The 23597-nt window shown below is 61.9% G+C and carries 21 protein-coding genes, 1 tRNA gene and 2 pseudogenes; 10 read left to right on the top strand and 14 right to left on the bottom strand.

Annotated elements, in window-relative coordinates; genetic code table 11:
• Position 1: 1 nt before the first annotated feature.
• From O7A60_RS17295 to yacG, 5 genes are all read left to right on the top strand, one after another.
• Positions 2-487, top strand: a complete 486-nt coding sequence (locus tag O7A60_RS17295) for a UPF0262 family protein (RefSeq protein WP_337107275.1) — start codon at positions 2-4, stop codon at positions 485-487.
• Positions 475-945, top strand: a complete 471-nt coding sequence (locus O7A60_RS17290) for an arsenate-mycothiol transferase ArsC (RefSeq protein WP_140504733.1) — start codon at positions 475-477, stop codon at positions 943-945. The genes O7A60_RS17295 and O7A60_RS17290 overlap by 13 nt, the downstream gene beginning before the upstream one ends.
• 197 nt (positions 946-1142) lie before the next feature.
• Positions 1143-1361, top strand: a complete 219-nt coding sequence (gene infA / locus O7A60_RS17285) for a translation initiation factor IF-1 (RefSeq protein ID WP_006329283.1) — start codon at positions 1143-1145, stop codon at positions 1359-1361.
• A gap of 18 nt (positions 1362-1379) precedes the next feature.
• The gene (locus tag O7A60_RS17280; RefSeq protein WP_337107274.1) at positions 1380-2006 is read left to right on the top strand and encodes a Maf-like protein; all 627 of its coding nucleotides are present in this window, start codon (positions 1380-1382) and stop codon (positions 2004-2006) included.
• The gene (gene yacG / locus O7A60_RS17275) at positions 2003-2200 is read left to right on the top strand and encodes a DNA gyrase inhibitor YacG (RefSeq protein ID WP_337107273.1); all 198 of its coding nucleotides are present in this window, start codon (positions 2003-2005) and stop codon (positions 2198-2200) included. Before O7A60_RS17280 ends, yacG begins: the two co-directional genes overlap by 4 nt.
• A 32-nt stretch (positions 2201-2232) precedes the next feature.
• Here the strand turns inward: yacG and melA (O7A60_RS17270) are convergent, their stop codons facing one another.
• From melA (O7A60_RS17270) to melA (O7A60_RS17245), 6 genes are all read right to left on the bottom strand, one after another.
• Positions 2233-3603, bottom strand: a complete 1371-nt coding sequence (melA, locus tag O7A60_RS17270) for an alpha-glucosidase/alpha-galactosidase (protein ID WP_337107272.1) — start codon at positions 3601-3603, stop codon at positions 2233-2235.
• Between the two features lie 19 nt (positions 3604-3622).
• Positions 3623-5290, bottom strand: coding sequence for an ABC transporter ATP-binding protein (locus tag O7A60_RS17265; RefSeq protein WP_337107271.1), 1668 nt, complete (start codon positions 5288-5290; stop codon positions 3623-3625).
• A gap of 10 nt (positions 5291-5300) precedes the next feature.
• On the bottom strand, positions 5301-6437 hold the full coding sequence (locus O7A60_RS17260) for an ABC transporter permease (protein ID WP_337107270.1): 1137 nt from the start codon (positions 6435-6437) through the stop codon (positions 5301-5303).
• Entirely contained in the window at positions 6438-7445 is a 1008-nt protein-coding gene (locus tag O7A60_RS17255; protein WP_140713390.1) for an ABC transporter permease, read from the bottom strand.
• Positions 7446-7558: 113 nt separating this feature from the next.
• Positions 7559-9640 (bottom strand): ABC transporter substrate-binding protein, encoded by a 2082-nt coding sequence (locus O7A60_RS17250; RefSeq protein ID WP_337107269.1) that lies wholly within the window; start codon positions 9638-9640, stop codon positions 7559-7561.
• Positions 9641-9798: 158 nt separating this feature from the next.
• Positions 9799-11265, bottom strand: a complete 1467-nt coding sequence (gene melA / locus O7A60_RS17245; protein WP_337107268.1) for an alpha-glucosidase/alpha-galactosidase — start codon at positions 11263-11265, stop codon at positions 9799-9801.
• Between the two features lie 213 nt (positions 11266-11478).
• Between melA (O7A60_RS17245) and O7A60_RS17240 the strand changes: the two genes are divergently transcribed.
• On the top strand, positions 11479-12387 hold the full coding sequence (locus O7A60_RS17240; RefSeq protein WP_415926827.1) for an AraC family transcriptional regulator: 909 nt from the start codon (positions 11479-11481) through the stop codon (positions 12385-12387).
• Between the two features lie 22 nt (positions 12388-12409).
• Here the strand turns inward: O7A60_RS17240 and O7A60_RS17235 are convergent, their stop codons facing one another.
• From O7A60_RS17235 to O7A60_RS17215, 5 genes are all read right to left on the bottom strand, one after another.
• Entirely contained in the window at positions 12410-14437 is a 2028-nt protein-coding gene (locus O7A60_RS17235; RefSeq protein ID WP_337107267.1) for an aldo/keto reductase, read from the bottom strand.
• A 36-nt stretch (positions 14438-14473) separates the two neighbouring features.
• Entirely contained in the window at positions 14474-15553 is a 1080-nt protein-coding gene (locus tag O7A60_RS17230; protein ID WP_337107266.1) for an ABC transporter ATP-binding protein, read from the bottom strand.
• Positions 15554-15561: 8 nt separating this feature from the next.
• Complete coding sequence (locus O7A60_RS17225) at positions 15562-16398, bottom strand: carbohydrate ABC transporter permease (RefSeq protein WP_337107265.1); 837 nt, start codon at positions 16396-16398, stop codon at positions 15562-15564.
• The gene (locus O7A60_RS17220; RefSeq protein ID WP_027146570.1) at positions 16395-17255 is read right to left on the bottom strand and encodes a carbohydrate ABC transporter permease; all 861 of its coding nucleotides are present in this window, start codon (positions 17253-17255) and stop codon (positions 16395-16397) included. Before O7A60_RS17220 ends, O7A60_RS17225 begins: the two co-directional genes overlap by 4 nt.
• Before the next feature lie 94 nt (positions 17256-17349).
• Positions 17350-18621 carry an ABC transporter substrate-binding protein gene (locus tag O7A60_RS17215; protein WP_140504757.1) on the bottom strand — a complete coding sequence of 424 codons (1272 nt, stop codon included), beginning with the start codon at positions 18619-18621 and terminating at the stop codon, positions 17350-17352.
• Between the two features lie 104 nt (positions 18622-18725).
• Between O7A60_RS17215 and O7A60_RS17210 the strand changes: the two genes are divergently transcribed.
• Both O7A60_RS17210 and O7A60_RS17205 read left to right on the top strand, forming a co-directional pair.
• Positions 18726-19598 carry a helix-turn-helix domain-containing protein gene (locus tag O7A60_RS17210; RefSeq protein ID WP_140713384.1) on the top strand — a complete coding sequence of 291 codons (873 nt, stop codon included), beginning with the start codon at positions 18726-18728 and terminating at the stop codon, positions 19596-19598.
• A gap of 172 nt (positions 19599-19770) precedes the next feature.
• Positions 19771-19846 (top strand) — tRNA-Phe (locus O7A60_RS17205).
• Positions 19847-19883: 37 nt separating this feature from the next.
• Here O7A60_RS17205 and O7A60_RS17200 read toward each other — a convergent pair.
• Positions 19884-21070 (bottom strand): annotated as a pseudogene (locus O7A60_RS17200) (helix-turn-helix domain-containing protein).
• A 282-nt stretch (positions 21071-21352) separates the two neighbouring features.
• On the opposite strand from O7A60_RS17200, the pseudogene O7A60_RS17195 reads away from it, so the two are divergent.
• Together O7A60_RS17195 and O7A60_RS17190 are read left to right on the top strand one after the other, a co-directional pair.
• Positions 21353-22591, top strand: a pseudogene (locus O7A60_RS17195) (tyrosine-type recombinase/integrase).
• On the top strand, positions 22588-22725 hold the full coding sequence (locus tag O7A60_RS17190; RefSeq protein WP_337107264.1) for a hypothetical protein: 138 nt from the start codon (positions 22588-22590) through the stop codon (positions 22723-22725). Before O7A60_RS17195 ends, O7A60_RS17190 begins: the two are co-directional and overlap by 4 nt.
• 130 nt (positions 22726-22855) lie before the next feature.
• Here O7A60_RS17190 and O7A60_RS17185 read toward each other — a convergent pair whose 3' ends face one another.
• Positions 22856-23182: a hypothetical protein gene (locus O7A60_RS17185; protein WP_337107263.1), complete on the bottom strand. Its 327-nt coding sequence runs from the start codon at positions 23180-23182 to the stop codon at positions 22856-22858.
• The coding region (locus O7A60_RS17180; RefSeq protein WP_337107262.1) for an ABC transporter permease at positions 23163-23597 on the bottom strand (435 nt) is incomplete at its 5' end. The genes O7A60_RS17185 and O7A60_RS17180, both read right to left, overlap by 20 nt.

Here is a 23597-nt window from a genome sequence, read left to right as displayed (position 1 = left end):
CATGACGGGCTACGATCAAACCCGCGCAAAACTGATCGATGTCGAACTCGATGAATCGATCGGCCGTTCGACGCCCGATGTCGAGCATGAACGGGCGGTGGCGATCTTCGACCTGATCGAGGAGAACAGTTTTAAGCCTGTCAACGACAGCGGTACAGGTCCTTACCGGCTGAAGCTGTCGCTGGCCGAGTCCCGCCTGGTCTTTGCCGTGGCGCGCGAGGACGGCGCCGCCGTCGTCACCCACATCCTGTCGCTGACGCCGCTCAGGCGCATCGTCAAGGACTACTATATCATCTGCGAGAGCTATTACGACGCCATCCGCTCCTCGACGCCGAGCCACATCGAGGCGATCGACATGGGCCGCCGTGGCCTGCACAATGAGGGCTCGCAGACACTGATGGATCGGCTCTCCGGCAAGATCGACATCGACTTCGACACGGCGCGACGGCTGTTCACGCTGGTCTGCGTGCTGCACTGGCGGGGCTGATCCTGGTCGCCGGCGCCCTGCCCCGTTCGGTCCTGTTCCTGTGCGGCATGAATGCCGTGCGCTCGCCAATGGCCGAGCAGCTGGCGCGCCGGATGCTTCCCGCTACCATTTTCGTCGCCTCGGCGGGTGTGCGCGCCGGCGAGCGCGACCCGTTCGTCGATGCCGTGCTTGCCGAAGACGGTCTGACGCTGGGCGAACGCCATCCACGGACGCTGGACGATCTCGAGGACGACTATTTCGACCTGATCGTGACACTGGCGCCGGAGGCGCACCATGCCGCGCTCGAACTCACCCGCTCGCTTGCCGTCGAGGTGGAATACTGGCCTACGCCGGACCCGACCGGTGCCGACGGCACGCGGGAACAGATCATGGCCAGCTATCGCGACGTGCGCGAGCGGCTGAAGTTGCGCATAAGCCGACGTTTTTTGCTTCCCGAAGCAAAAAACGCGACGGATTAAGCGTGTTCACAAGCGCACGATTATCATATAGGTTCCGCCGAAATTCCGGCTGGAGTCGGATGATTTCAGGTCTGTCCGACCTGAAATCATTCGACTCTAGGTCAAAGAAGTAGAGCAAGATGTCGTCGGAAAACCGCTTCACACTTTTCGGCATCATGCTCTAGGCGCCGGAACTGCCATCCAAGCAAAGGTATCGAATGCCGAAGGAAGAAGTCCTCGAGTTTCCGGGTATCGTCACGGAATTGTTGCCCAACGCGATGTTCAGGGTAAAGCTCGAAAACGAACACGAGATTATCGCCCATACGGCCGGCCGCATGCGCAAGAACCGCATCCGCGTGCTGACCGGCGACAAGGTTCTGGTCGAGATGACGCCATACGACCTGACCAAGGGCCGCATCACCTACCGTTTCAAGTAAGATCAAGACCCGAGCGCGATGAGCATTTTGCATAAGCTGGTGCTTGCCTCGGGTTCGCCGCGTCGCATCGAACTCTTGCAGCAGGCCGGCATCGAGCCGGACCGCATCCTGCCAGCCGATATCGACGAAACGCCGCTGCGTGCCGAGCATCCGCGCTCGCTGGCCAAACGGCTGTCGAAGGAAAAGGCCGAGAAGGCGTTCGCGTCGCTGAAGGCCGAGACCGACTATGCGCCAAGCTTCGTGCTGGCCGCCGACACCGTGGTCGCCGTCGGGCGGCGCATCCTGCCCAAGGCCGAGACACTGGATGACGCCGCCAACTGCCTCGGGCTGTTGTCCGGCCGTTCGCACCGGGTTTATTCCGGCATCTGCCTGATCACGCCGGGGGGCAAAATGCGCCAGCGGCTGGTCGAGACGCGGGTGCGTTTCAAGCGGCTGCCACGCGAGGAAATCGACGCCTATGTCGCCTCGGGCGAATGGCGGGGCAAGGCCGGCGGCTATGCCGTCCAGGGTCTCGCCGGCGCCTTCGTCGTCAAGCTCGTCGGCTCCTACACCAATATTGTCGGCCTGCCGCTCTATGAGACGGCGGCGCTGCTGTCGGGCGAAGGTTTCAAGACCCATCAAAACTGGTTGTCTGCGCGACCATGAGCACGGACGACAAAGTCACGCCACTGCGGCCCAAGCGCCCTTGCCCCGAATGCGGCAAGCCATCGGCGCGCGAGACCTATCCGTTCTGCTCGACGCGCTGCAAGGACATCGACCTCAACCGCTGGCTGAAGGGCGCCTATGTCATCTCCGCTCGCGACGACGAGGAAGAACCGGACGCCGACGAGCCGAAATGAAGCCAGGGCCGAAATGAAGCCAGGGCCGCCGGTCAGGCGGCCTGGTTCTTGCGATCACCACGCGCCCAGGCCGGAAGCCAGTCGCCGTGGGCGGCCAGGAGATCGTCAACCAGTGACCAGATCTGGTCGAGGTCGAGTTCGGCCGCCGTGTGCGGGTCCATCATCGCCGCGTGATAGATGTGTTCGCGGTTTTCCGTCATCAGCGCCCGCACCGTCAGTTCCTGCACGTTGATGTTGGTACGGATCAGCGCCGTCAATTGCGGCGGCAGGTCGCCTATATAGGTCGGCTGGATGCCGGACGCGTCGACCAGGCACGGCACTTCGGCCGCGCAATCGCGGGGCAGCGAGGTGATGCAGCCATTGTTGCGGACATTGCCGTAGATCACCGACGGCTCGCCGGTCCACACAGAATTCATGATCGAGGAGGCATACTCCTTGGACTCCTCGACCTCGATACGTTGGGCCGAGCTATACGCCTGCGCCTGGTCCTTCCAGCGCTCGATCTGCTCGATGCAGCGCTTGGGGTATTCATCGAGCGGAATGCCGTATTTCTCGATCAAATCGGGGCGGCCGTCCTTGATGAAATAGGGCGTGTATTCGGCAAAATGCTCCGAGCTTTCGGTGACGAAATAGCCCAGCCGCGTCAGCATCTCGTAACGCACCTTGTTGGGGCAGCGCGGGTTCCAGCCGGGCTTCGGCGCGCGACCTTCGCGATAGGCGCGCACGAGATCGGGATAGAGGTCGCGGTAGGATCCGTCCGGCTGGCGATGCTCGAACTTCAGGTAGAAGGCCATGTGGTTGATACCAGCCGAGCGGTAACGAATCTCGTCGTAGGGAAGGTCGAGGTCGTGCGCCAGTTCCATCGCCGTGCCTTGCACCGAGTGGCACAGCCCGACCTGCCTGATCTCGGGATATTTCCCTGAGATCGCCCAGGTGTTGATCGCCATCGGGTTGACGTATTGCAGCATGATCGCCCGCGGGCAGACTGCAAGCATGTCCTCGCAGATCTTCCACAGATGCGGCACGGTCCTCAGGCCCCGCATGATGCCACCGACACCGAGCGTATCGGCGATCGTCTGGCGCAGCCCGTATCTCTTCGGCACCTCGAAGTCCGTGACGGTGCAGGGCTCATAGCCGCCGATCTGGAAGGCGACGACGACGAAATCGGCGCTCGCCAGCGCCTTGCGCTGGTCCGTGTAGGTCTCGGCCTTCGCCTTGACGCCGAGTGTGGCGATCAGCTTGTTGACGACGACGGCGCTTTCTTCCAGCCGCTGCGGATTGATGTCCATCAGCGCGATCGTGGCGCCCGAAAGTGCCGGGCGCTGCAGCACGTCGCCGACGATGTTCTTCATGAACACCGTCGAACCGGCGCCGATGAAAGTGATCCTGGGATGTCTTGCCAATGTAACCTCCGGCATGTGTTCAGGCCACGTCGAAAGCGGCCCTGACGAGCCGTTCGGTGTAGGCGGTCTTGGGATTGGTGAGGACCTCGTCGACAGGGCCCTGCTCGACGATCTTGCCGTGCTGCATGACGATGACGCGGTGGCACAGCGCGCGCACCACCTTGAGGTCGTGCGAGATGAAGAGATAGCTCAGACCACGCTCGTCCTGCAGCTTGCGCAGCAGGTCGATGATCTGCGCCTGGACGGAGAGGTCGAGCGCCGATGTCGGCTCGTCGAGCAGGATGAATTCGGGTTCGAGTGCTATGGCCCGCGCAATCGCGATGCGCTGGCGCTGGCCACCGGAGAACTCATGCGGAAACCGCGACAGGATATCGCCCGGCATGCCGGCACTGACCAGTGCCTCGCGCACCCGCTCGACCCGCTCACGCCGTGTCGCGCCGATGCTGTTGACGATCAGCCCTTCCTCGATGATCTGGCCGATCGTCATGCGCGGGTTGAGCGAGGAGAACGGATCCTGGAAGACGATCTGCATGCGCGAACGCAGCGGCCGCATCTCGCCTCGCGACAGGCCATGGATAGGCTGGCCATCGAAGCGGATCTCGCCGCGTTTGGCGTCGGTCAGCCTCAGCAACGCCTGGCCGAATGTGGTCTTGCCGGAACCGGATTCGCCGACCAGTCCCAGCGTCTCGTGGCGGCAAAGCTTGAGGTCGAGGTCGTCGACGGCAACCAGTTCGCGCCAGTCCGGCTTCAGGAACGTGCCGTGGCGCAGCATGAAGCAGACGCGCACACCGTTCGCCTCGAGGATGGTGCCGCTGCTCTCGGGCAGCGGTTGCGGCCGGCCGCGCGGCTCGGACGCAAGCAGCCGCTGGGTGTAGGGATGCCGCGGAGCGGCGAAGAGCCGTTCGGTGACGTTGTGCTCGCACATTTCGCCGTGCTGCATCACATAGACGTAGTCGGAAAACTTGCGCACCACGGTGAGATCGTGGGTGATCAGGATCACCGCCATCCGCAGCTCTTTCTGCAGATTGCGGATCAGGTTGAGTATCTGCGCCTGGACCGTGACATCAAGCGCGGTCGTCGGCTCATCGGCGATCAGCACGTCGGGATCGTTGGCGAGCGCCATGGCGATCATCACGCGCTGCCGCTGCCCGCCCGAGAGCTGGTGCGGATATTGTTTGAGCCGCGCTTCGGGTTCGGGGATCTGCACATGCCGCAGCAGCTCGAGCGCCCGCGCCCAGGCTTGCTTGCGGCTCACCTTGCGATGCACCCGGATTGCCTCGACGATCTGGCTGCCGACCGTATAGATCGGATTGAGCGAGCTCATCGGCTCCTGGAAGATCATCGAGATGCGGTTGCCGCGCAGCTTGCGCCGGGCGCTTTCGGGGAATTTCAGGATGTCCCGTCCGTCGTAACAGATACTTGATTTCGGCGACACGGTGGCGCGGCGCGATAGCAGCCCCATGACGGTGCGCGCCGTCACCGACTTGCCGGAACCGGATTCGCCGACGATCGCTATCGTCTCGCCGCGATAGAGCTGAAACGAGATGTCCTTGACCGCCTCGACGACACCGTGTTCGACCTTGAAGGCCACCTCGATGTTGCGGGCATCGATGACGGGCTCTCCCTGGCGCCCATCATGGTCAAGGCGGAAAGCTGGTGCGAAGGGCTCGGCGAGTACAATGGTCATCCCGGTCCCCTCAATACGGATCGACGGCATCGCGCAGGCCGTCGCCCAGCGCGTTGAAGGCAAAGACGGTGACGAGCACGAAACCGACCGGCGACAGGATCCACGGATAAGTGCCGATGACCGAATAGGTCGCGGTGTCCTGCAGCATCAGGCCCCAGGAGATCAGCGGCGGCTTGACGGCAAAACCGAGGAACCCGAGGAAGGATTCGAGCAGCACCACCGTCGGGATCGCCAGGGTCACGGCGACAATCACGTGGCTCATCACATTGGGAAAGATGTGCTGCAGGATGATGCGCCGGTTTGTCGCGCCGACCGCCATGGCGGCGCGCACATACTCTATGCGCGCCAGCGCCAGCGTCTTGCCGCGCACCTCGCGCGACATCTGCGCCCAGCCCAGCGCCGACATGACGATGATGACGAAGGCGAGGAACACATTGGTCGGCGCGGTGACCGGGATCAACGTCGTCAGCGCCAGGTAGAGCGGCAGTTGCGGGAAGGCGAGCACCAGTTCGACGAAGCGCTGCATCCAGACGTCGAACCGGCCGCCGAAATAGCCGGAGACCATGCCGACGGTGGTGCCGATGACGGTGATGATGAAGACGACCGTCAGCGCGATCATCAGTGAGACGCGCGAGCCGTGGATGGCGCGCGACAGCACGTCGCGGCCGAATTTGTCGGTGCCGAGGAAATGCACCGGCTGGCCATCCGTCGAGGCGAAGAAATGCCGGTTCGCCGGTATCAGTCCGAAGAGCTTGTACGGTGCGCCTTCGACGAAGAAGCCAAGCAGCCTCGGGTGGTCGTAGTCGGGGCCGACGATGGGCTGGAAAGTGACCGGATCGAGGTCGGCCGAATCAGACAGTGCATAGACCCTCGGCCGCGCGACGAAATTGCCGTCCTTGTCGTGGAAGGACGGAAGCTGCGGCGGGGCGAAGCCGACATCGGTCGCCTTCGGGTCCATCGGCGCCAGGAATTCGGCGAATACGGCCATGACCAGGAGCAGCACGACCAGCCAAAGCCCGGCCATGCCGGTCCAGGAGCGCTTCAGCCGGCGCCAGACAAGCGCCATGTAGCTCTCATTGCCGCGTGCGGGCGCCACTGTGGCTCGCTCGGCTGGCAGTGGCGGTGGTGCAGGATCTCGTGCCAGCATCTAACCCTCCCCGAACTGGCGCACGCGCGGATCGAGCAGGACGAGCAGCATGTCGGCGATGATGTTGCCGACGATCAGCGTCGCCGACAGCACCATCATGAAGGTGGCGGTGACATAGACGTCGCCGACCGCCATCGAGCCGACGATCGCCGGACCGACGGTCGGCAGCGCGAAGATGATCGCCGTCTCGATCTCGCCGGTCAGCATATAGGGCAGCACCACGCCCTGATACATGACCAGCGGATGCAGGGCATTCGGCACGGCGTGGCGCATCACGACGGCGCTCCCGGTCAAGCCCTTGGCCTTGGCCGTCTCGACATATTGCGCGTTGAGCGTATCGAGCAGATTGCCGCGCATGACGCGCATATTGTAGGCAAGGCCGCCGAAGGTGGCGATCGCCACCACCGGCCAGACATGCTTGACCAGGTCGACGAACTTCGCCCACGACCATGGCGCGCCGCCATATTGCGGCGAGAAGAATGAGCCGATCTCCGAGACATTGAACTGGAAGACCAGGAGATAGACGATGATCAGCGCCATCAGGAAGCGCGGCACCGTCATACCGAGGAACGAAATCGCCGACAGGGTCGAGTCGATCCAGGTGTATTGCCGGGTCGCCGCCCAGATGCCGAAGGTGATGCCCAGCACCGAGGCGAGCAGATGGCAGACCAAAGCCAGAAGCAGCGTGCGCGGCAGGCGCTCGCCGACGACGTCGGCCACCGGCTTGTTGTAATAGAGGCTGTAGCCGAAATCACCGTGGGTGACGATGCCGCCGATCCAGTTGAGATACTGGACGGGCAGCGGCTTATCGAGGCCGTGCTCGACGCGATAGGCCTGAGCCTGCGCATCGGCCTCGGCGAAGGAGGCTCCGCCCTGGTTGATCAATTGCGAGCGGATGTAATCGGCATAGTCGCCAGGCGGCGCCTGGATGATGGCAAAGGTGACGAGGCTCAGAATAGCGAGAACCGGTATTGCCGACGCTATGCGCGTGAGCAGGAATCGCAGCATGGGCGGTCCGCTTCCTCATCTCGCCGGACGCTCCTTGGGGGCGCTCGGAGGGTTGGTTTGTCCCGGCCGCGCCAGCGGCGCGGCCGGGTCTCTCTCAGTCAGGGGAGGCAAACTTACATCGGACCCTTGTCTCCAGGCTTGCCGGGAAGCTCTTCCGGGAACAATTCGTATTTGGCCTGCTTGTCGGCCGCGACGAAGACCCGTTCGCGGATGATGGAATCCTCAGCCCAGTTGAACATGAAGATCGGCGTGCCTTGCGGAATGTTCGAGAAGCGCTTGTTGATGATCAGCGCGCCGGGATATTCCGTCAGGCCGATATTGTAGACGTGTTCGGTCGAGATTTTCTGGAAGTCCCGCATCAGACTGGCGCGCTGGTTATTATCCGCCGACGAGACGAACTTGTTGACGATGTCGACGAGATCCTTCTCGAAAGGCATCAGATCGACCTCCCCGCTCTCAGGCGCGCGGTGATCCCAGCTGGTCTTGGGGCCGACTGGAGCGAGCTGCACGGTGTTCTGCACCACTGAGGTCAGCTCCTGCTCATTGCGCCGGATCAGCCAGTCGAAACGGCCTGAATATTGCGTGGCATCGCGCTGGGTACCGTTGAGCCCGTTCAGCACGATCCGCAGGCCAAGCTTCTCCATCTGCGCGACCACGCCTTCGGCGAGGCTTTTGTCGGTGGTGTAGTCGTTGTTGACCAGCATCACGATCTCGACATTCTTGCCGCCGGCGGTACCGGCCGGGAAGTTGACGAAACCATCGCCGTCGGTGTCCTTCAGGCCGGCCTTGGCGAGTTCGGCTTTGGCGCCCTCGAGGTCGAAAGGATAGTAGACGGTGGATTTGCGGTCGTAGAAGCTGGTGCCCGAGGAGAGGCCGCCAGGATAGATCGCGGTGAACGGCCCCTTGACGAGGGAATCGCCCAGTGCCTTGCGGTCAAGCGCCATGGTGACGGCCTTGCGGAAATCCTCGTTGCGGTTCAGTTCGCGGATCGCCTGGCCGCGCTCGTCCGGATTGCCCCAGCCATTGGCGGAGAAGTTCAGGCGCAGATTGTAGCCGATCAACCGCGGGCCGAAGGCCAGACGTGCCGGCGCATTCGGCTCCGCCGCGCGCTTCAGAGAGGCAACGAAGTTTTCCGGCTGCTCGAGATTGGAGAAGTCGCCCGCGCCGGCGACCGCCTGAACGTCCCGGTCGGCCCAGGTCGACAGCTTGTAATGCAATTCGTTGAGATAGGGGAGCTGGTTGCCCTTCTCGTCCACCTTCCAATAGTAGGGATTGCGGCGCATGACGATGATGTCGTCGGCCCGATATTCGACCGGCACCCAGGCGCCCATGACCGGCATGTTCATATATTCCGGTGGGAAGGCGTTCTTGAACTGGTCGTAGGTGTTCTTCGAATATTTCGGGTGCTGCGGCTTCAAGATATGCGAGGGACCGGGGCAGAAGGTGCCATAGGCCATTGCGTAGAGGTGCTGTTTCGGGAAGGCGTCCTTGAAGGTCCACTCGACCGTATAGTCGTCGATCTTCTTGAGCGTCGTGCCGACACCGAAGGTTTCCTGAGTGGCGCCATTGAGCGGCGAGACGTTGGGATCCATGACCTCGTCGTCCCAATAGAACATGACATCGTCGGCGTCGAATGGCACGCCGTCGGACCATTTGGCACCTTCGACGAGATGCATGGTCAGCTTGTGGCCATCGGCTGACCAATCCCAGCTTTTGGCGAGGTTGGGCAGCGGCTCGGTATCCTTCGCCTCGACCTGGAACAGCGGCGCTGTGCGCGTCAGGCACTCGGAAAGGCCGATGTCGATGCCGCCCCAGCCTTGGGTCTGGCCGGCGCCGTAGTTCCAGCCTTCCGGCCGGCCACCGATGACATGGCGCATCGTATCGCCGTAGACGCCGACGCCGTTCGGCATGTTGCCCGTCTTGAAGACAAGCGGCTCCTTCGGCAGCCTTTCCTTGACCGGCGGCAGCTTGCCGGCCTTGACGAATTTTTCCGTCACCCAGCCGGGCTCGTGATACTCGGGCAGCGCCTTGAACTCCAGGATGGAGTCGCGCGCCACGTATTTGATCTTGCCCTCCGCCGGAAACGTCGCCGGCACCGGCGGGACGGTCGGTTCGGAAGCGAAAGCGTTGAGCGCTGGAACGGAGACGCTCAGCGCCAGTCCAGCGGCAATGCCAATACTGCGTAGGTTCCTCATTAGTGTCCTCCCTCGTGTTCAGACGTTTGCTGCTGCTCGTCTTGTCTATGTCTCTATGCAATTGCGGACGGAGAACCGCTTCACACTTCTCCCGTGATTTCTCCGGACGGCTGACTGCGGTGGACCTGCCTCCCGAGGGTCCGCCGCCGCGCCGGTTTTCAGACGGCCTGTTTCAGCGCGGCCTTTTCTGCCCGCAGCTCCTCGATCGAGCGCACGTTCCGCCGCGCGGCACCCGCCCATTCCCGGGTCTTGACCGTGGATTTCGACAGCCGCTCTTTGGCCGCAGGAACCGCGTGGGCATATTGCGGCAACCATTGCGCCTGGGCGACGACCATTTCGTCCACCATCTGCCAGACCTCCTCCGGCGTCGACACGGCGCCGACCAGCGGGTCGTGCAGCACGGCAAGCTTCAGAAGATCGATGTCGCCAGAGATGGCGGCATGGACCGACATGCGCTGGACGTTAATAGAGGCCATGCAGGTGGCGGCACAGGCTTCCGGCAGTGTGATGCCGGCGGCCATGTTGATGCCGAAACGGTCGACGAAACCGGGCGATTCGATGATGGCGTCGCGCGGCAGATTGGTGATCACGCCGTCATTCTTGACGTTGAAGTGGCCGCGATAGACGCGGTTTGTTTCCAGCGCCTCCAATATGTGGCTGGCATGCTCGTTGGAGCGCTTTGAGGCGTCGATCGGCTTCGATGCCGCTTCCAGGAATTGCGGATATTCGGTCTCGAACCAATTGCGGGTTTCCGTGGAATAGCGGAGATAGCCGCCCGTTTCGCCATGGATCCAGTCCGACATGTCGATCCAGCGCGTGATCTCGTCGGGGCGCTTGCGGTACCAGGGCAGATATTCGGAGAGATGCCCGTTGCTTTCAGTCGAATAGACGCCGAAACGCTTGAGCACATCGATGCGAAGCTTTTCCTGCTGGGAATAGACCGGGTGCGCCTCGAAGGCGGCGACCAGCTCATCTTTGTCGATCTTTCGGCCGTTCAGCCGCAAATCGATGAACCAGGTCTGGTGGTTGATGCCGGAACAGACATAGTCGAGTTCCCGCGGCGATTTCGCGCCCAGCACCGCGGCGATCTGTTCGGCGCCGTGCTGCACACCATGGCAGAGGCCGACCGTGTCGACCTTGCCGTATTCGATCGCCGCCCAGGTGTTCATCGCCATCGGGTTGGCGTAGTTGAGGAATTTGGCGTTGGTGTCGGCGACTTCGCGGATGTCCTTGCAGAAATCGAGGATCACCGGAATATTGCGCTGCCCGTAGAGGATGCCGCCGGCGCAGATCGTGTCGCCGACACACTGGTCGATACCGTATTTCAAGGGAATGCGGATATCGTCGGCATAGGCTTCGAGGCCGCCGACCCGCACGCAGCTGATGATATAGCGAGCGCCCTCGATTGCCTTGCGGCGGTCGGTTGTCGCGGTCACCCTGGTCGGCAATCCGTTCGCCTCGACGATCCTGTCGAGGATCGCCTTGATCATCCCCAGATTGTGCTCGCTGAGGTCCGTCAGCGCGAATTCGATGTCCTTGAATTCAGGCACGCAGAGAATGTCGGTGAACAGCTTCTTGGTGAAACCGACGCTGCCGGCGCCGATAATAGCGATTTTGAAACTCATCACCTTCACCTCGATCCATTCGAATGCTAGGCAAGGAGCAGCAAGGGAGGAAGACGGCTACACGTCTTGACGTGCAAGCCATTCAAGCCGGAATCCGGCTTTCTCTCCTCCCGCCCGCTCCTCGATCGCGGGTTATTCGCGTTCTTCGAGGCGGGATTATGCGCATATTCGCGGGCGCGGCCAGAGAAGGATTATGCTTTCAGGGGTAATTTTGTGCTGCGGGATTTGATCGCCAAGGGACAGTCGATGCGGACGGTCTCGCTGCCGCGCGGCCGCCAGCGCCTGCATGCCATGCCGACAAGCACGGGCTATGAGGTGCGCGAGGACGTGACCTATGACTGGGACGGGCGAAAGCGCGGCCAGACACCATTCACGGTACTGCAGCATACGATCAGCGGCACCGGCCGGCTCCGCTACGAGAACCGCGATTACCGCCTGCAGACGAACGACACGCTGCTGGTGCTGGTGCCGCACAACCACCGCTACTGGCTGGCCAGGGACGAGCGCTGGGAATATTTCTGGATCTCGATGAACGGCGAGGAGGCGTTGCGCATCCACAAGTCGATCCTCGACGTGTCGGGACCGGTCTTTCGGCTGCAGCCGGCGACGATCGATCATCTTGCCGATTGCAGCCTGCGTCTCATCAAGGGGGCTGCTTCGCCAGGTGCTGCTTCGGCGATCGCCTACGAGGCGGCGATGGCGCTCTATGACGATGTGTTCGGCTCGCATGCCTTTGCCGAAAAACAGAGCGCGATGCAGCCGGTCATCGATCACATCAACGCCAATCTCGACAAAGCCCTGCCGGTGGCGGACCTCGTCCAGATCAGCGGGCTCAGCCGGGCTCATTTCTCGCGCTGTTTCGCCGAGAGCGAGGGCCTGCCGCCCGCCGAGTTTGTACTGCAGCAGCGGCTGCAACGGGCCGCGAAGCTTTTGACGAAAGCGGACTTCCTGCCGGTAAAGGAGGTCGCCATCCTGTGCGGTTTCGAGGACGCGAATTATTTTTCGAAGGTCTTCCGCCGGCTCTACGGCACGACGCCCAGCCAATTCCGCACGACCGGCATGTATGCCAGCTTGCGAACCCCGGCCAGGCGCGGCATCAGACTGTCGGACGACGAGACCTGACGCCGCTTGGGGCCGTGTTTTGTCAGGCCGCGTGCAGGCTGCCGCCGTCCAGCCACTCGAGTTCGGCGGGCGAAAGCGCGATGTCCAGCGCCCGCAGACTGTCGTCCAGTTCGCCAAGCGTGCGCGGCCCGATCAGCGGAATCGATGGGAAAGGCTGGTTGAGCACATAGGCCAGCGCAATATGGATCGGGCTCTTGCGCAGCCGGGCGGCGAGTTCGATCGCGCGGTCGCGGCGGCCGAAATTGCGCTCCGAGTACCAGACCCGCACCAGTTCCTCGCTGTCCAGCCTGTCGCGCCCGGCGCGGTCGGTGAAGAAGCCGCGTCCCTGGCTCGACCAGGCAAAGTTCGGCATCTGCCTGGACGTCAGCCAGGCCTTCCAGTCATCGGTGGAGGAGGTGACACAACCAGCCCAGATCGGCTCCAGCATTTCGGCCAGCGAAAAATTGTTGGAGAGCACGCCGGGCTTCTGCTTGCCGGTTCGCTCGGCATAGGCAATCGCCTCGTCCATGCGCTGCATCGTCCAGTTCGAGCCGCCGAAGGGGCCGCGAATGCGCCCGGCTTTGACCTCGCGGTCCATGGCATCGACGAATTCGCCGACCGGCACGTCCGGATTGTCGCGATGCATGAAATAGATATCGACATGGTCGGTCTGCAGGCGGTCGAGCGACTGGGCAAGCTGCTTGCCGATCACGTCGGGATAGCAGAGCGGCGAATGCGCTCCCTTGGCGATAACAACCGATTGCTCGCGCACGCCACGGTTCCTCAGCCATTGGCCGAGCAGCGTCTCGGTGTAGCCGCCGCCATAGACATAGCCGGTGTCGAAGAGATTGCCGCCGGCCTCGAAAAAGGCATCGAGCAGGATCGACCCGGAGGAGAAGGTGCGGAAATCCTCGAAGCCGAGCGCCACCACGGAGGCCGGCTTCGCCAGGCCCGGAATGGTGCGCTTGCCGATCGCGGTGCCGCCCGGGCGCAGGGGTCGCCCGGAGATGGTGTTGGTGCGCAGCGAGGCCTTCTCGATCTCATATTCCAGCCCGACCGCCGCGCGCCATCTGTCAAGCACGCGCAAGGTGCCGAGGCTGTCGGCCCAGCCCATGCCCGGCCAGGCGAATTCCCGACGCCCGGCGCGGATCGCCTCGCCGGCGGCATCGACCTCGAAGGAATAGACATGGCGCTTCTCGTTGACGCTGATGGTCTCTTGCGCGCCGTCGGCACCGATCACGTCGATCCGGCCTGGGCCGACATCGCGGTCGCCGCCGGCGAACCAGAAGTCGGGCACCTGGATACGCCCCTTGGTGCCGAAGATGCGCAGGACATTGTCCTGGTTGAGCGAGATGCTGCAGGAAACCTCGGCGACGATACCGCCGGGAAAATGCAGGACAGCGGAGGCCCATTCGTCGACCCCGGATTGACCAAGATGGGCGGTGCCGGCGACCTTGTCGGGTTCGGCGAATGGCTCTCCAGCGGCAGCGCCGGCAATGAGGCGCACCATCGAAACGGGATAACCGCCGACATCGAGGATGCCGCCGCCGGCGAGATCGTTGGCGTAGAGCCGGTGCCGCGGCATGAAATCAGGCATGGCGAAGCCAAAGCTCGACTTGATCATCCTGATCTCGCCGATGACGCCCGACTTGATCAGGTCCACCAGTTGCAGCATCTGCGGATGCAGCCGGTACATGAAGGCTTCGCCGAGGAAGGTGCCGGCCTTGCGCGCCGCATGCATCATGGCGTCGGCCTCGAAGGCCGTCAGCCCGAGCGGCTTTTCGCAGAGCACATGCTTTCCGGCTTCCGCCGCCCTGATCGCCCATTGCGCATGGCCTGGATGCGGGATCGCGATATAGATCGCGTCGATCTCCGGGTCGGCAAGAAGAGCGTCATAACCGTCGAGGATGCGGGCGCCGGGAAAGCTCTCGGCCAGGCCCGGCTTGCCGGGATTGCGCGCGCCGATGGCAACCAGTTTGCCGGTGCGCGAGCCGGCGACGCCGCCGGCAAAGGCCTTGGCGATGCCGCCCGGCCCAAGAATGCCCCAGCGAATGGGCGTTGATGCAGTCATGTCATTCTCCTTGCAGGCTGGGAAAGGGGCGGCCGGTCAGCGCAGCCGCATCCCTTTTTCGTCGAACAGGTAGGATTTACGGATGGAAACGGTGACATCTGATGTCTCGGGGACCTTTGCCGCGTCGCGCTGGATCACCACGTCCTCGCCATGGGCCGTCCTGGCGTAGAGAAAACTCGTGCCGCCCAGGTGCTCGACCACGTCGATGGCGACGGTAAGGTCAGCGTCGCCTTCACCGGCAACGCCGAAATGTTCGGGCCGCACGCCGACGATGACCTTGCTGCCCGGCTCGGGCGCGACGCCTGTCAACGGCTGGACGACACGGGTCTTCTCCTCGCCCGCCAATTCGACCACAACGCCTTTTGCATCGCGCCCGACAATATGGGCCTTGATGAAGTTCATCTTCGGTGAACCGACAAAGCCGGCCACGAAAATATTGTCGGGATTGTCATAGAGTTCGAGCGGCCTGCCGATCTGCTCGATATGGCCGGCGCGCAGCACGACGATCCGGTCGGCGAGCGTCATTGCCTCGGTCTGGTCATGGGTGACATAGACCATGGTGGCGCCGAGTTCCTTATGCAGCCTTGAGATCTCGACCCGCATCTGGACGCGCAGTTCGGCATCGAGATTGGAGAGCGGCTCGTCGAACAGGAACACTTGCGGCTCGCGCACGATGGCGCGGCCGATGGCGACACGCTGGCGCTGGCCACCGGAAAGTTTCTTCGGGCGGCGCTCCATCAATTCGCTGATGCGCAGGATCTCGGCCGCGCGCTTCACCCGCCGCTCGGTGTCGGCCTTGGGATTGCCGGTCATGCGCAACCCGAAGGAGAGGTTCTGTTCGACGCTCATATGCGGATAAAGCGCGTAGGACTGGAACACCATGGCGATGCCGCGGTCGGCGGGCTCGACATCATTGACCACCTTGCCACCGATGGCGATCTCGCCGCCGCTGATGTCCTCCAGCCCGGCGATCATCCTGAGCAGCGTGGACTTGCCGCAGCCCGACGGGCCGACGAAGACGACGAACTCACCATCGGCGATGTCGATGTTGGCACCGTGGACGACCTCGAACGCGCCGAAGCGCTTGGCGACATTGGTGAGCGTGACGGTTGCCATTCTGCTCCTTATTTGACCGCGCCGGCGGCGATGCCGGCGATGAAATGACGCTGCAGGAGCACGAAGACGACGAGCATCGGCACGGTCAGCATCACCGCGCCCGCCATGATGCCGCCCCACGACACTTTGGTCAGGCCGATCAGCGTGCCGAGCGCCACGGGTGCTGTCATCGAACCCGGCTGGCTGTTGATCAAAAGCGGCCAGAGATAATTGTTCCAGGAGGCGAGAAACAGGATGATGCAGAGTGCGGCCAGCATCGGCCGCGCCAACGGCAAGGCGATGAAGACGAAGATGCGCCACTCCTTGACGCCCTCGACGCGGGCGGCATCGAACAGATCGTCCGGCATCATGGAAAAGCTCTGGCGCATGAACAGCACGCCAAGCGAATTGAACAGCGGCGGCACGATCAGCGCCACCCATGTGTTGGCGAGCTTGAAGTCACGCGCCACCATGATGAATTGCGGGATCAGCACCACCGCATAGGGCAGCGTGATGGTGCCCAGGATGATGGCGACGACGACGCTTTTGCCGAAGAACTGGTAGCGGGCCAGCGCCCATCCGGCCATCGAGGTCAAAAGCACCGACAGGACGGTGTAGGTCACCGCCACGCAAACGGAGATGATGATGGCGCCGACGAAGTCGGTGTCGCGCTGCAGATTGTTGAAATTGTCGATGAAGTTGCCGTGCGGCAACAGTTCGATGCCGGGGCTGAAGATGCCGTTGTCGGGCATGGTCGAGAACACCACCATCATCCACAGCGGAAACAGCCAGATCAGCGCCAGGGGCGTCAGGAAGAGGTGCAGTGCGATGCTTCGTTTCAGTCTTGCCGACGAGAGCGAACTCATTTCGGTTCCCTCGTCAGCCAAAGCTGCACCAGCGTGATGGCGATGGCGAGCCCCGCCATGGTGTAGGCGACGGCCGAGGCATAGCCGAAGTTGAGCGAGCGGAAACCCTGGCGGTAAAGCAGCAGGCCGAGCGTCTCTGTGCCGCCGCCCGGCCCGCCGCGCTCGGTGATCAGGAACGGCTCGGTGAACAATTGCATGGTGCCGATGATCGACAGCACGGCGCAGAAGACGATGACCGGCTTCAACAGCGGCAGGGTGATGTAGAAGAATTGCTTGAGCTTGCTCACCCGGTCGAGCGTCGCCGCCTCGTAGACGTCATCGGGAATGGATTGCATGCCTGCCAGCAGGATAATGGCGTTGTACCCGGCCCAGCGCCAGGTGACCGCGATCATGATCAGCGCCATGGCCGGCGTGACATTGGAGAACCAGTCGACCTTCGGCAGGCCGATGCTGTTCAAGAGCTTGTTGACGATGCCGAAATCGAGGCTGAACATTAGCCGGAACACCGCGGAATAGGCGACCTCGCCGACGACGACCGGGGCGAAGAAGGCGAAACGGTAGAGGCCGCGCGCCTTGAGCAGCGGCGAATTCAGCAACACCGCCATCACCATGGCCAGGGCGATCATCACCGGAACCTGGATGACGAGGATGAGCAGCGTGTTCTTCAGCGCGTTGAAGAAGGCAGGGTCGCCGATCAGCCGGCCCCAGTTGAAGCCGGGTGCGAAGCGCCACGGCACGGTACGCGTCGCCTGGAACGAGATCAGGAACGAGGAGATGATCGGCCACACCCAGAAGATGGCGAAGATCAGGAGATAGGGCGTGAGGAAGCGATAGGCCGTGGCATTGCGGTTGCGCATCTTTTCTCCTCCTTCATCCCTGGTGTTGAAGACAAGCGAGCAAGTGGCGGGTCCAGGACGGCACTTCTGCCATCCCGGACCCCGTCCTGGGAGGTCAGGACTTGACAGGCAGCCCAGTCGCCGAGGCGATCTGGCTAGCGGCGTCGTCGAGTGCCGCCTTGGCGTCGGGATAGCCGCCGGCGAGATATTTGGTCTGCACCGCGCGGACGATGATCTCGGCATCGCTCTGGAACTGCGTGCCGCGGCTCGGAACAACCTTGGGCAAGGTGCCCAGAATATCCTTCCACACCGCCTGGCCCCCCCAGTAGGGCAGGCCCTGGCTGACATAGGGGTCGTTCAGGGCCGAGACCAGCGAGGGGACAAGACCGAACTCCTTCAGCATGGTGATCTGGCCTTCATTGGTGCCGAGCGTGTATTTCAGATACTCGTAGGCCGCTTCCTTGTTCTTCGACGCCGAAGTGATGGCCAGCGACGAGCCGCCGAGATTGGCGGCGCGCGGGCCGTCCGCGGTCAGGCTCGGCATCAGGTAGACGCCCCATTTGCCGTTTTCGCCCGCCGATTCGGTGCGGATAGTGCCCTCGTACCAGCCGCCATAGACCTGGGTGGCGACGGCTCCGGCGGTGTTGTTGGTGATCTTGGTGCCCCAGTCGGCGGACGAGACGATGCCAGCGTCCTTCATCTCCTTGACCTTGGTCATGGCGTCGACGCATTTGGGCTGGTTGACCGTGATCGACTGGCCGTCCTCGGCGAAATAGGCGCAGCCCTGTTCGTTGGAGATCATGCGGAAGAATTCACTGTCGCCGTTGAAATCGGCATTGGTCATCGAGACCCCCGGATTGGCGGCCTGGATCTTCTTGCCGGCGGCGATGAAATCGTCCCAGGTCTTGATCGATGCCGGATCGACGCCGGCCTTCTCATAGAAGTCGCGGCGATAGAAGGCGGCGACCGGGCCGGAATCCCACGGCATCGCATAGGCCTTGTCGCCGACTTCGAGTTCGGTGCGCTTGAAATCGGGGAATTTCTTCTGGTCTTCCGCCGTATAGCCCAGCGTATGCAGGTCGACGAAACAGTCGGGGAACTGGCTCCAATAGTTCTCGGCCTCGCCATTCTCGATGGTGACGATATCGGGCAGCCCGACGCCGCCGGCCGCGCATCCGGCGATCGACTTGTCGTAGGTCGGCTGGTTGCCGAGATCCTGGACCGTGACTTTGATGTCGGGATGCAGCTTGTTGAAGCCGGCAACCGTTGCCTTCAGGGATGAAGCGGCAATGTTCCAGCTCCAGATCGTGATTTCGCCGGATTGCGCGAAGGCCGGGGCGGAGCCCAGGGCAAGCGCTAGCGCGGCGCAGGACAGTGTGATGCGCATTGAAATCCTCCCATTTCATTTGCTCTCTCTGTGAGCGTGGCTAGACTAGGCACCGGTAAGGGCCTGTCCCTGACAGAGGGAATATGGAATTGGCGGAAAGTAAGATGCCTGACAGGCCGTTTTACCAGCCCGGCGCCAGCAGCGTTGAGGGTTTTCCGCTGGCGCTGCAGATGTTCCACACCAACCCGCTGGTGATGCTGAAGCCGCATTGGCATGCCCAGGTCGAGGTGAATTTCATCGTCCGCGGCTCCGTCCACTACCGCATGAACGAGCACGAAATATCGCTTTCGGCCGGCGAGATGTGCCTGTTCTGGGGCGGCTTGCCGCATCAGATGGACGATTTGAGCGACGACGCCATCTATGCCGGCGCGCATCTGCCGCTGGTGCATTTCTTCCGGCTGCACCTACCGGCGGACATACGCCATCGGCTGATGACGGGCGCGACGCTGGTGACCAGCGCCACCGATCAATCCGACAACGACAATTTCGCCCGCTGGAACCGCTATGCCCGCTCAGGCGATCCGGCCAAGGCCGAGCACGCCGTCAACGAACTTCTGCTGCGGCTGGAGCGGGTGCGGTTCGAGCCCTACCGGCTGGTGCCGGGAAACGCCGCCGGGCAGGAAGCGGGCAGCCCCTTCGATCAGCAGTCGTCGCGCAATGTCGGGCGCATGTGCGATTTCATCGCCGAGAATTTCCTCTACGACATCGATTGCGTGAACATAGCGGCGGCCGCCGACATCCACCCCAAATACGCCATGAGCCTGTTCAAGAAATCGACCGGCATGACGCTCAACGAATATGTCAACCTTCTGCGGCTGAGCTACGCGCAGGCGCTGTTGATGCATCAGGACGCCAATGTGCTGCGCGTGGCCATGGATAGTGGCTTCGGCTCGCTCAGCGCCTTCAACAAATCCTTCCGCAAGCTCGCCGGCATGACGCCATCCGACTTCCGCAAGGGACTGGCAAGCGCCAGATAGGCGGGCGCACGGCATGGAAACCAGCCCATCGGGCGGCATTTCTTTTCCTGCGGGAAATCCACATCTGGGCGCTGGACAGGCCGGATTCCCATGCTATAACCCACGCGCTTTCAAGGGGTGCCCACGGTGCCTTTATGAAATCCGGAGCACGAGTTTTCGTTAGCCGGAACAGGCCCAGATAGCTCAGTTGGTAGAGCAGCGGACTGAAAATCCGCGTGTCGGTGGTTCGAATCCGCCTCTGGGCACCATCCCCTTTTGGTCCGTTCTGGACACATAGGTTACGGTTTATACCGGAGACATGGGTAACACTTTTGGCCCGAACGGGTTTTGGAGTGGTTCGAGCCTGCATGTCTCATCGTCGAAATATCCCAAATCATAGTCCATGAAGCTAGCCAACCAGATGTGATCCTCGACCTGTTTGATGCCGATGGTCTGGCCGGCAAAGACGAGGCTGAGATTGATCTTCTTGCTGTTATAGCAGATGCGGCCGCAGGTGGTGACGATGACGGCCTTGTCGTGAAACGGATAATCGAGATCGGGCAGGCCGGCATAGGGCCGCGTTGAGGGTGCGTAAGGCTCTGCCGGGCAGTCCATGCCGAGCGCCTGGTGGGGGCGTTCTGAGTTGAACTCGTCGATGAAGTCATCGAACCTGGCCTGCTGCTGAAGAAAGTTGGCGCCTGCCGGTTTGGTGGTTTCCTTCTTCAGGTGAGGTGCATGCGTTCATGGCGCCCGTTCTGCTGCGGGCAGCCCGGTTTGATGCGCTCGATGTCGATGCCCAGGCGCAGCCACCAGACCGACAGCTTGCTGAGGTTGAACAGCGCATTGGGGCTGGCGAAGGGAACGCCATTGTCGGTCCTGATCGCGCTAGGCAGGCCGAACTCTTTGAAAATGCTTTCGAACACGGTGAAGGCATAGGCTTCCCTGGTGGTCGAGAGCGCCTCGCAGGCGATGAGATAGCGGCTGGCGAAGTCGGTGATGGTCAGCGGATAGCAATAGCGCCGATCGGCGAGCATGAACTCGCCCTTGTAGTCGGCACACCAAAGATCATTGGGCCGATAGCCGTTTGAAAGCGGTGTCCCCGTCGCCCTGTTGCGCCTTCGCTTGCGGTGCTCGACCATGCGGTGCCGGTCGAGCACCGCATGCACCGTCGAGATCGCAGGCCTGTGCACGTCCGGATAAAGCCGAGCCAGCCGCTCGCGTATCTTCGGCGCACGCCATGTCGGCTTGTCCTGCTTGAGGCGCACAATCAGCTTCTCGATTTGAAACGGAAGCTGATTGGCGTGGCGGTAAGGCCGACGCGACCGATCCGTCAGTCCTTCCAAGCCGCTATCATTGTAGCGTGTGAGGATCTTGTAGCCCGTCTTGCGCGAGATATCGAACTCCCGGCAAAGCACGGCCATCTTCTCGCCGTCCAGCAGACGGGCGATGAACTTCAGCCGCTCTTCCATGACGTTACACTCCTTCCAAGGCACCTTGCTCTCCTTGCAAAGGGCCGAAAGTTCTAACCCATCTATCCGGAATGAACTGTCACCCATCTCTCGGGAAGGGCATTTCTCCCGACATTCCTCTCGCCGAAGCCTCTACGCTTCTGCGTCTGCAAATCCATGAAATCGCTCTGCTTTTGTAGCGAATGGCGCGGCTAGGCGCGTTTTACGGAGATCTGGGCGTACTTGGTCCAACGGGCCGCCGGGATGGTATTTCCGTTGGTATTGGGCATCCTGTTGGTATCAACAAGCCAAAGTGAGGTCCGATCAATGGCCCTATCCGATTTAAAATGCCGAAATGCCAGACCTGCCTCCAAACTCGTTAAACTGTCTGACGGTGGTGGGCTCCAGCTTTGGGTACAGCCCACCGGATCCCGCCTATGGCGCCTCGCCTATCGTTTGAAGGCAAGCAGAAACTTTTGGCGCTAGGCAGCTATCCTCTCAGTTCCCTCGCCGAGGCACGCCAAGCCCGCGATGACGCAAAGCGTCTACTGCTGGCTGGCATCAACCCCGCACAGGAACGCAGCTTGCGAAAGGCCAGTTCGACAAAGGACACCTTTCGCTCAATCGCGGGCGAATATGTTGACAAGCTGAAGAAGGAAGGACGAGCGGACCGGACGATCAGCAAGGTCAAATGGCTGCTCGACTTTGCCTATCCGTCAATCGGCGACAAGTGCATTCGGGAGATCGATCCGGCCTCAATCCTTACCGCCCTCCGTCGCGTGGAGGTTCGCGGTCGATATGAGTCGGCCAGGCGACTTCGCTCCACCATCGGGAGCGTGTTTCGATACGCAATCGCGACCGCACGCGCTGAGACAGATCCGACGCTCGTCCTGAGAGGTGCACTCATCAGTCCGACGGTCACGCCGCGCGCTGCGATTACCGATCCAAAGGCCTTCGGCGGCTTGCTAAGGGCGATCAATACATTTGACGGACAGCTTACAGCCCGAGCCGCACTGAAGCTAGTCTAATGACGTTGCTGTTCCCCCGCCCCGGCGAGCTGCGCGCCGCCAAATGGGAAGAGTTCGATTTCGAAAGCTCAGTATGGGTCGTCCCTGAAGCACGCATGAAAATGAGGCGACCGCACCGTGTACCCTTTTCAAGCTGCCCAGTGTGCTGACCTCACTCAGAGAAATCTCTGGTGGAGGATAGCTTCTGTTTCCTAGCGTTCGATCGGTTTTGCGTCCGATCTCCGACAACACGCTTAACGCCGCCCTGCGCCGGATGGGTTATTGCAAGGAAGAAGCTACCGCGCACGGTTTTCGAGCAACGGCATCAACTCTGCTGAACGAATGCGGAAAGTGGCATCCGGACGCCATAGAGCGGCAACTGGCCCACATTGAGAACAACGACGTTCGCCGAGCGCACTGGGAAGAACGCGTCAGGATGATGCAATGGTGGGCCGATTATCTGGATGAACTCCAGAACCTGCGGGGGATCTCAATCGGGGAACGCGGCAAGCCTCTCCGTACATCTAACCTTTCTACTAAGCGTGAGCGCTCGTCTTGAATCTCAGCCCACCGATCCAACGCATCGGCGACGTCATAGGCCATTGGTTCGCCACGATCATCATCTGCGAGCGCCATCAATGCTGGTCGCAGCGCACCGGGGATGCTGTCGCGCAAGGCAGCGACCCGCCCTAGGGAAGGACCATAGGTCGGCGACTGCTCGCCGCGCGGAACGCGCTTCGAGGGATCCAGAAGGTCGAGCGCAATGGCCGCGTCTCGGGCCGCACCGCCAAAAGCACCCAACAGAACACATGACATGCCGCCTTCAAGGGCAAAAAATTGCCTCTTGGATGATGCCTGGCATCGCTCCCTGGTAGGTGTCGCCGGGATTATCTAACAGGCCCATTTTGCCGCCGAGTACGACACGCGCATCTGAAACCTCGGTCATGGCTTTCCGGGCCGCCGAATATGCGGAGACGCTGTCGAGGGGTTGTCGCGCCTCGAGCCAATCGTTGAACTCGGCCTCGTTTCCGAGCCTGGTTCTCGACCCACCTTTTCCAACGCGCAAACCATCCTCCACCGCTCGAATCGGAGGAAGTTGCACATTTAGGTGCTTTGGCAACCGCCGGTAATCAGATGCGTTGCCGATCACGCAGATTCTGCACATAGACATTGATGATCAGTGCGACGAGCAGAATGATGCCGCGGATGAGGATTTTCAAAAAACTGTCGATCTGGACGTGATCGAGGCCATTGTTGAGGACGCCCAGTATGCACAGGCCGATGATCGTGTTGCCGATCCCGCCACGGCCGCCAAAGAGGCTGGTGCCACCGACCACCACCGCTGCGATGGCGTCAAGCAGATAGCCGTCGAACTCGTTCTGCTGGGCGCTGCCAAAATGGGCCACGCCAATCATCCCTGCGACACCGGAACAGACGGCCGAAATCACCATCACCGCACCTAAGACCAGTTTGACGTTGACACCGGAATATTCGGCCGCTTCGCGGTTGCCGCCGACCATGTAGACGTATCGGCCGAAGCGCGTGTAGGTCAAAACGATATGACC

It is taken from the genome of Mesorhizobium salmacidum (SeqCode) (assembly GCF_037179605.1).
Classification (GTDB): domain Bacteria; phylum Pseudomonadota; class Alphaproteobacteria; order Rhizobiales; family Rhizobiaceae; genus Mesorhizobium; species Mesorhizobium salmacidum.
This window is presented reverse-complemented; position numbering and strand designations above follow the sequence as displayed.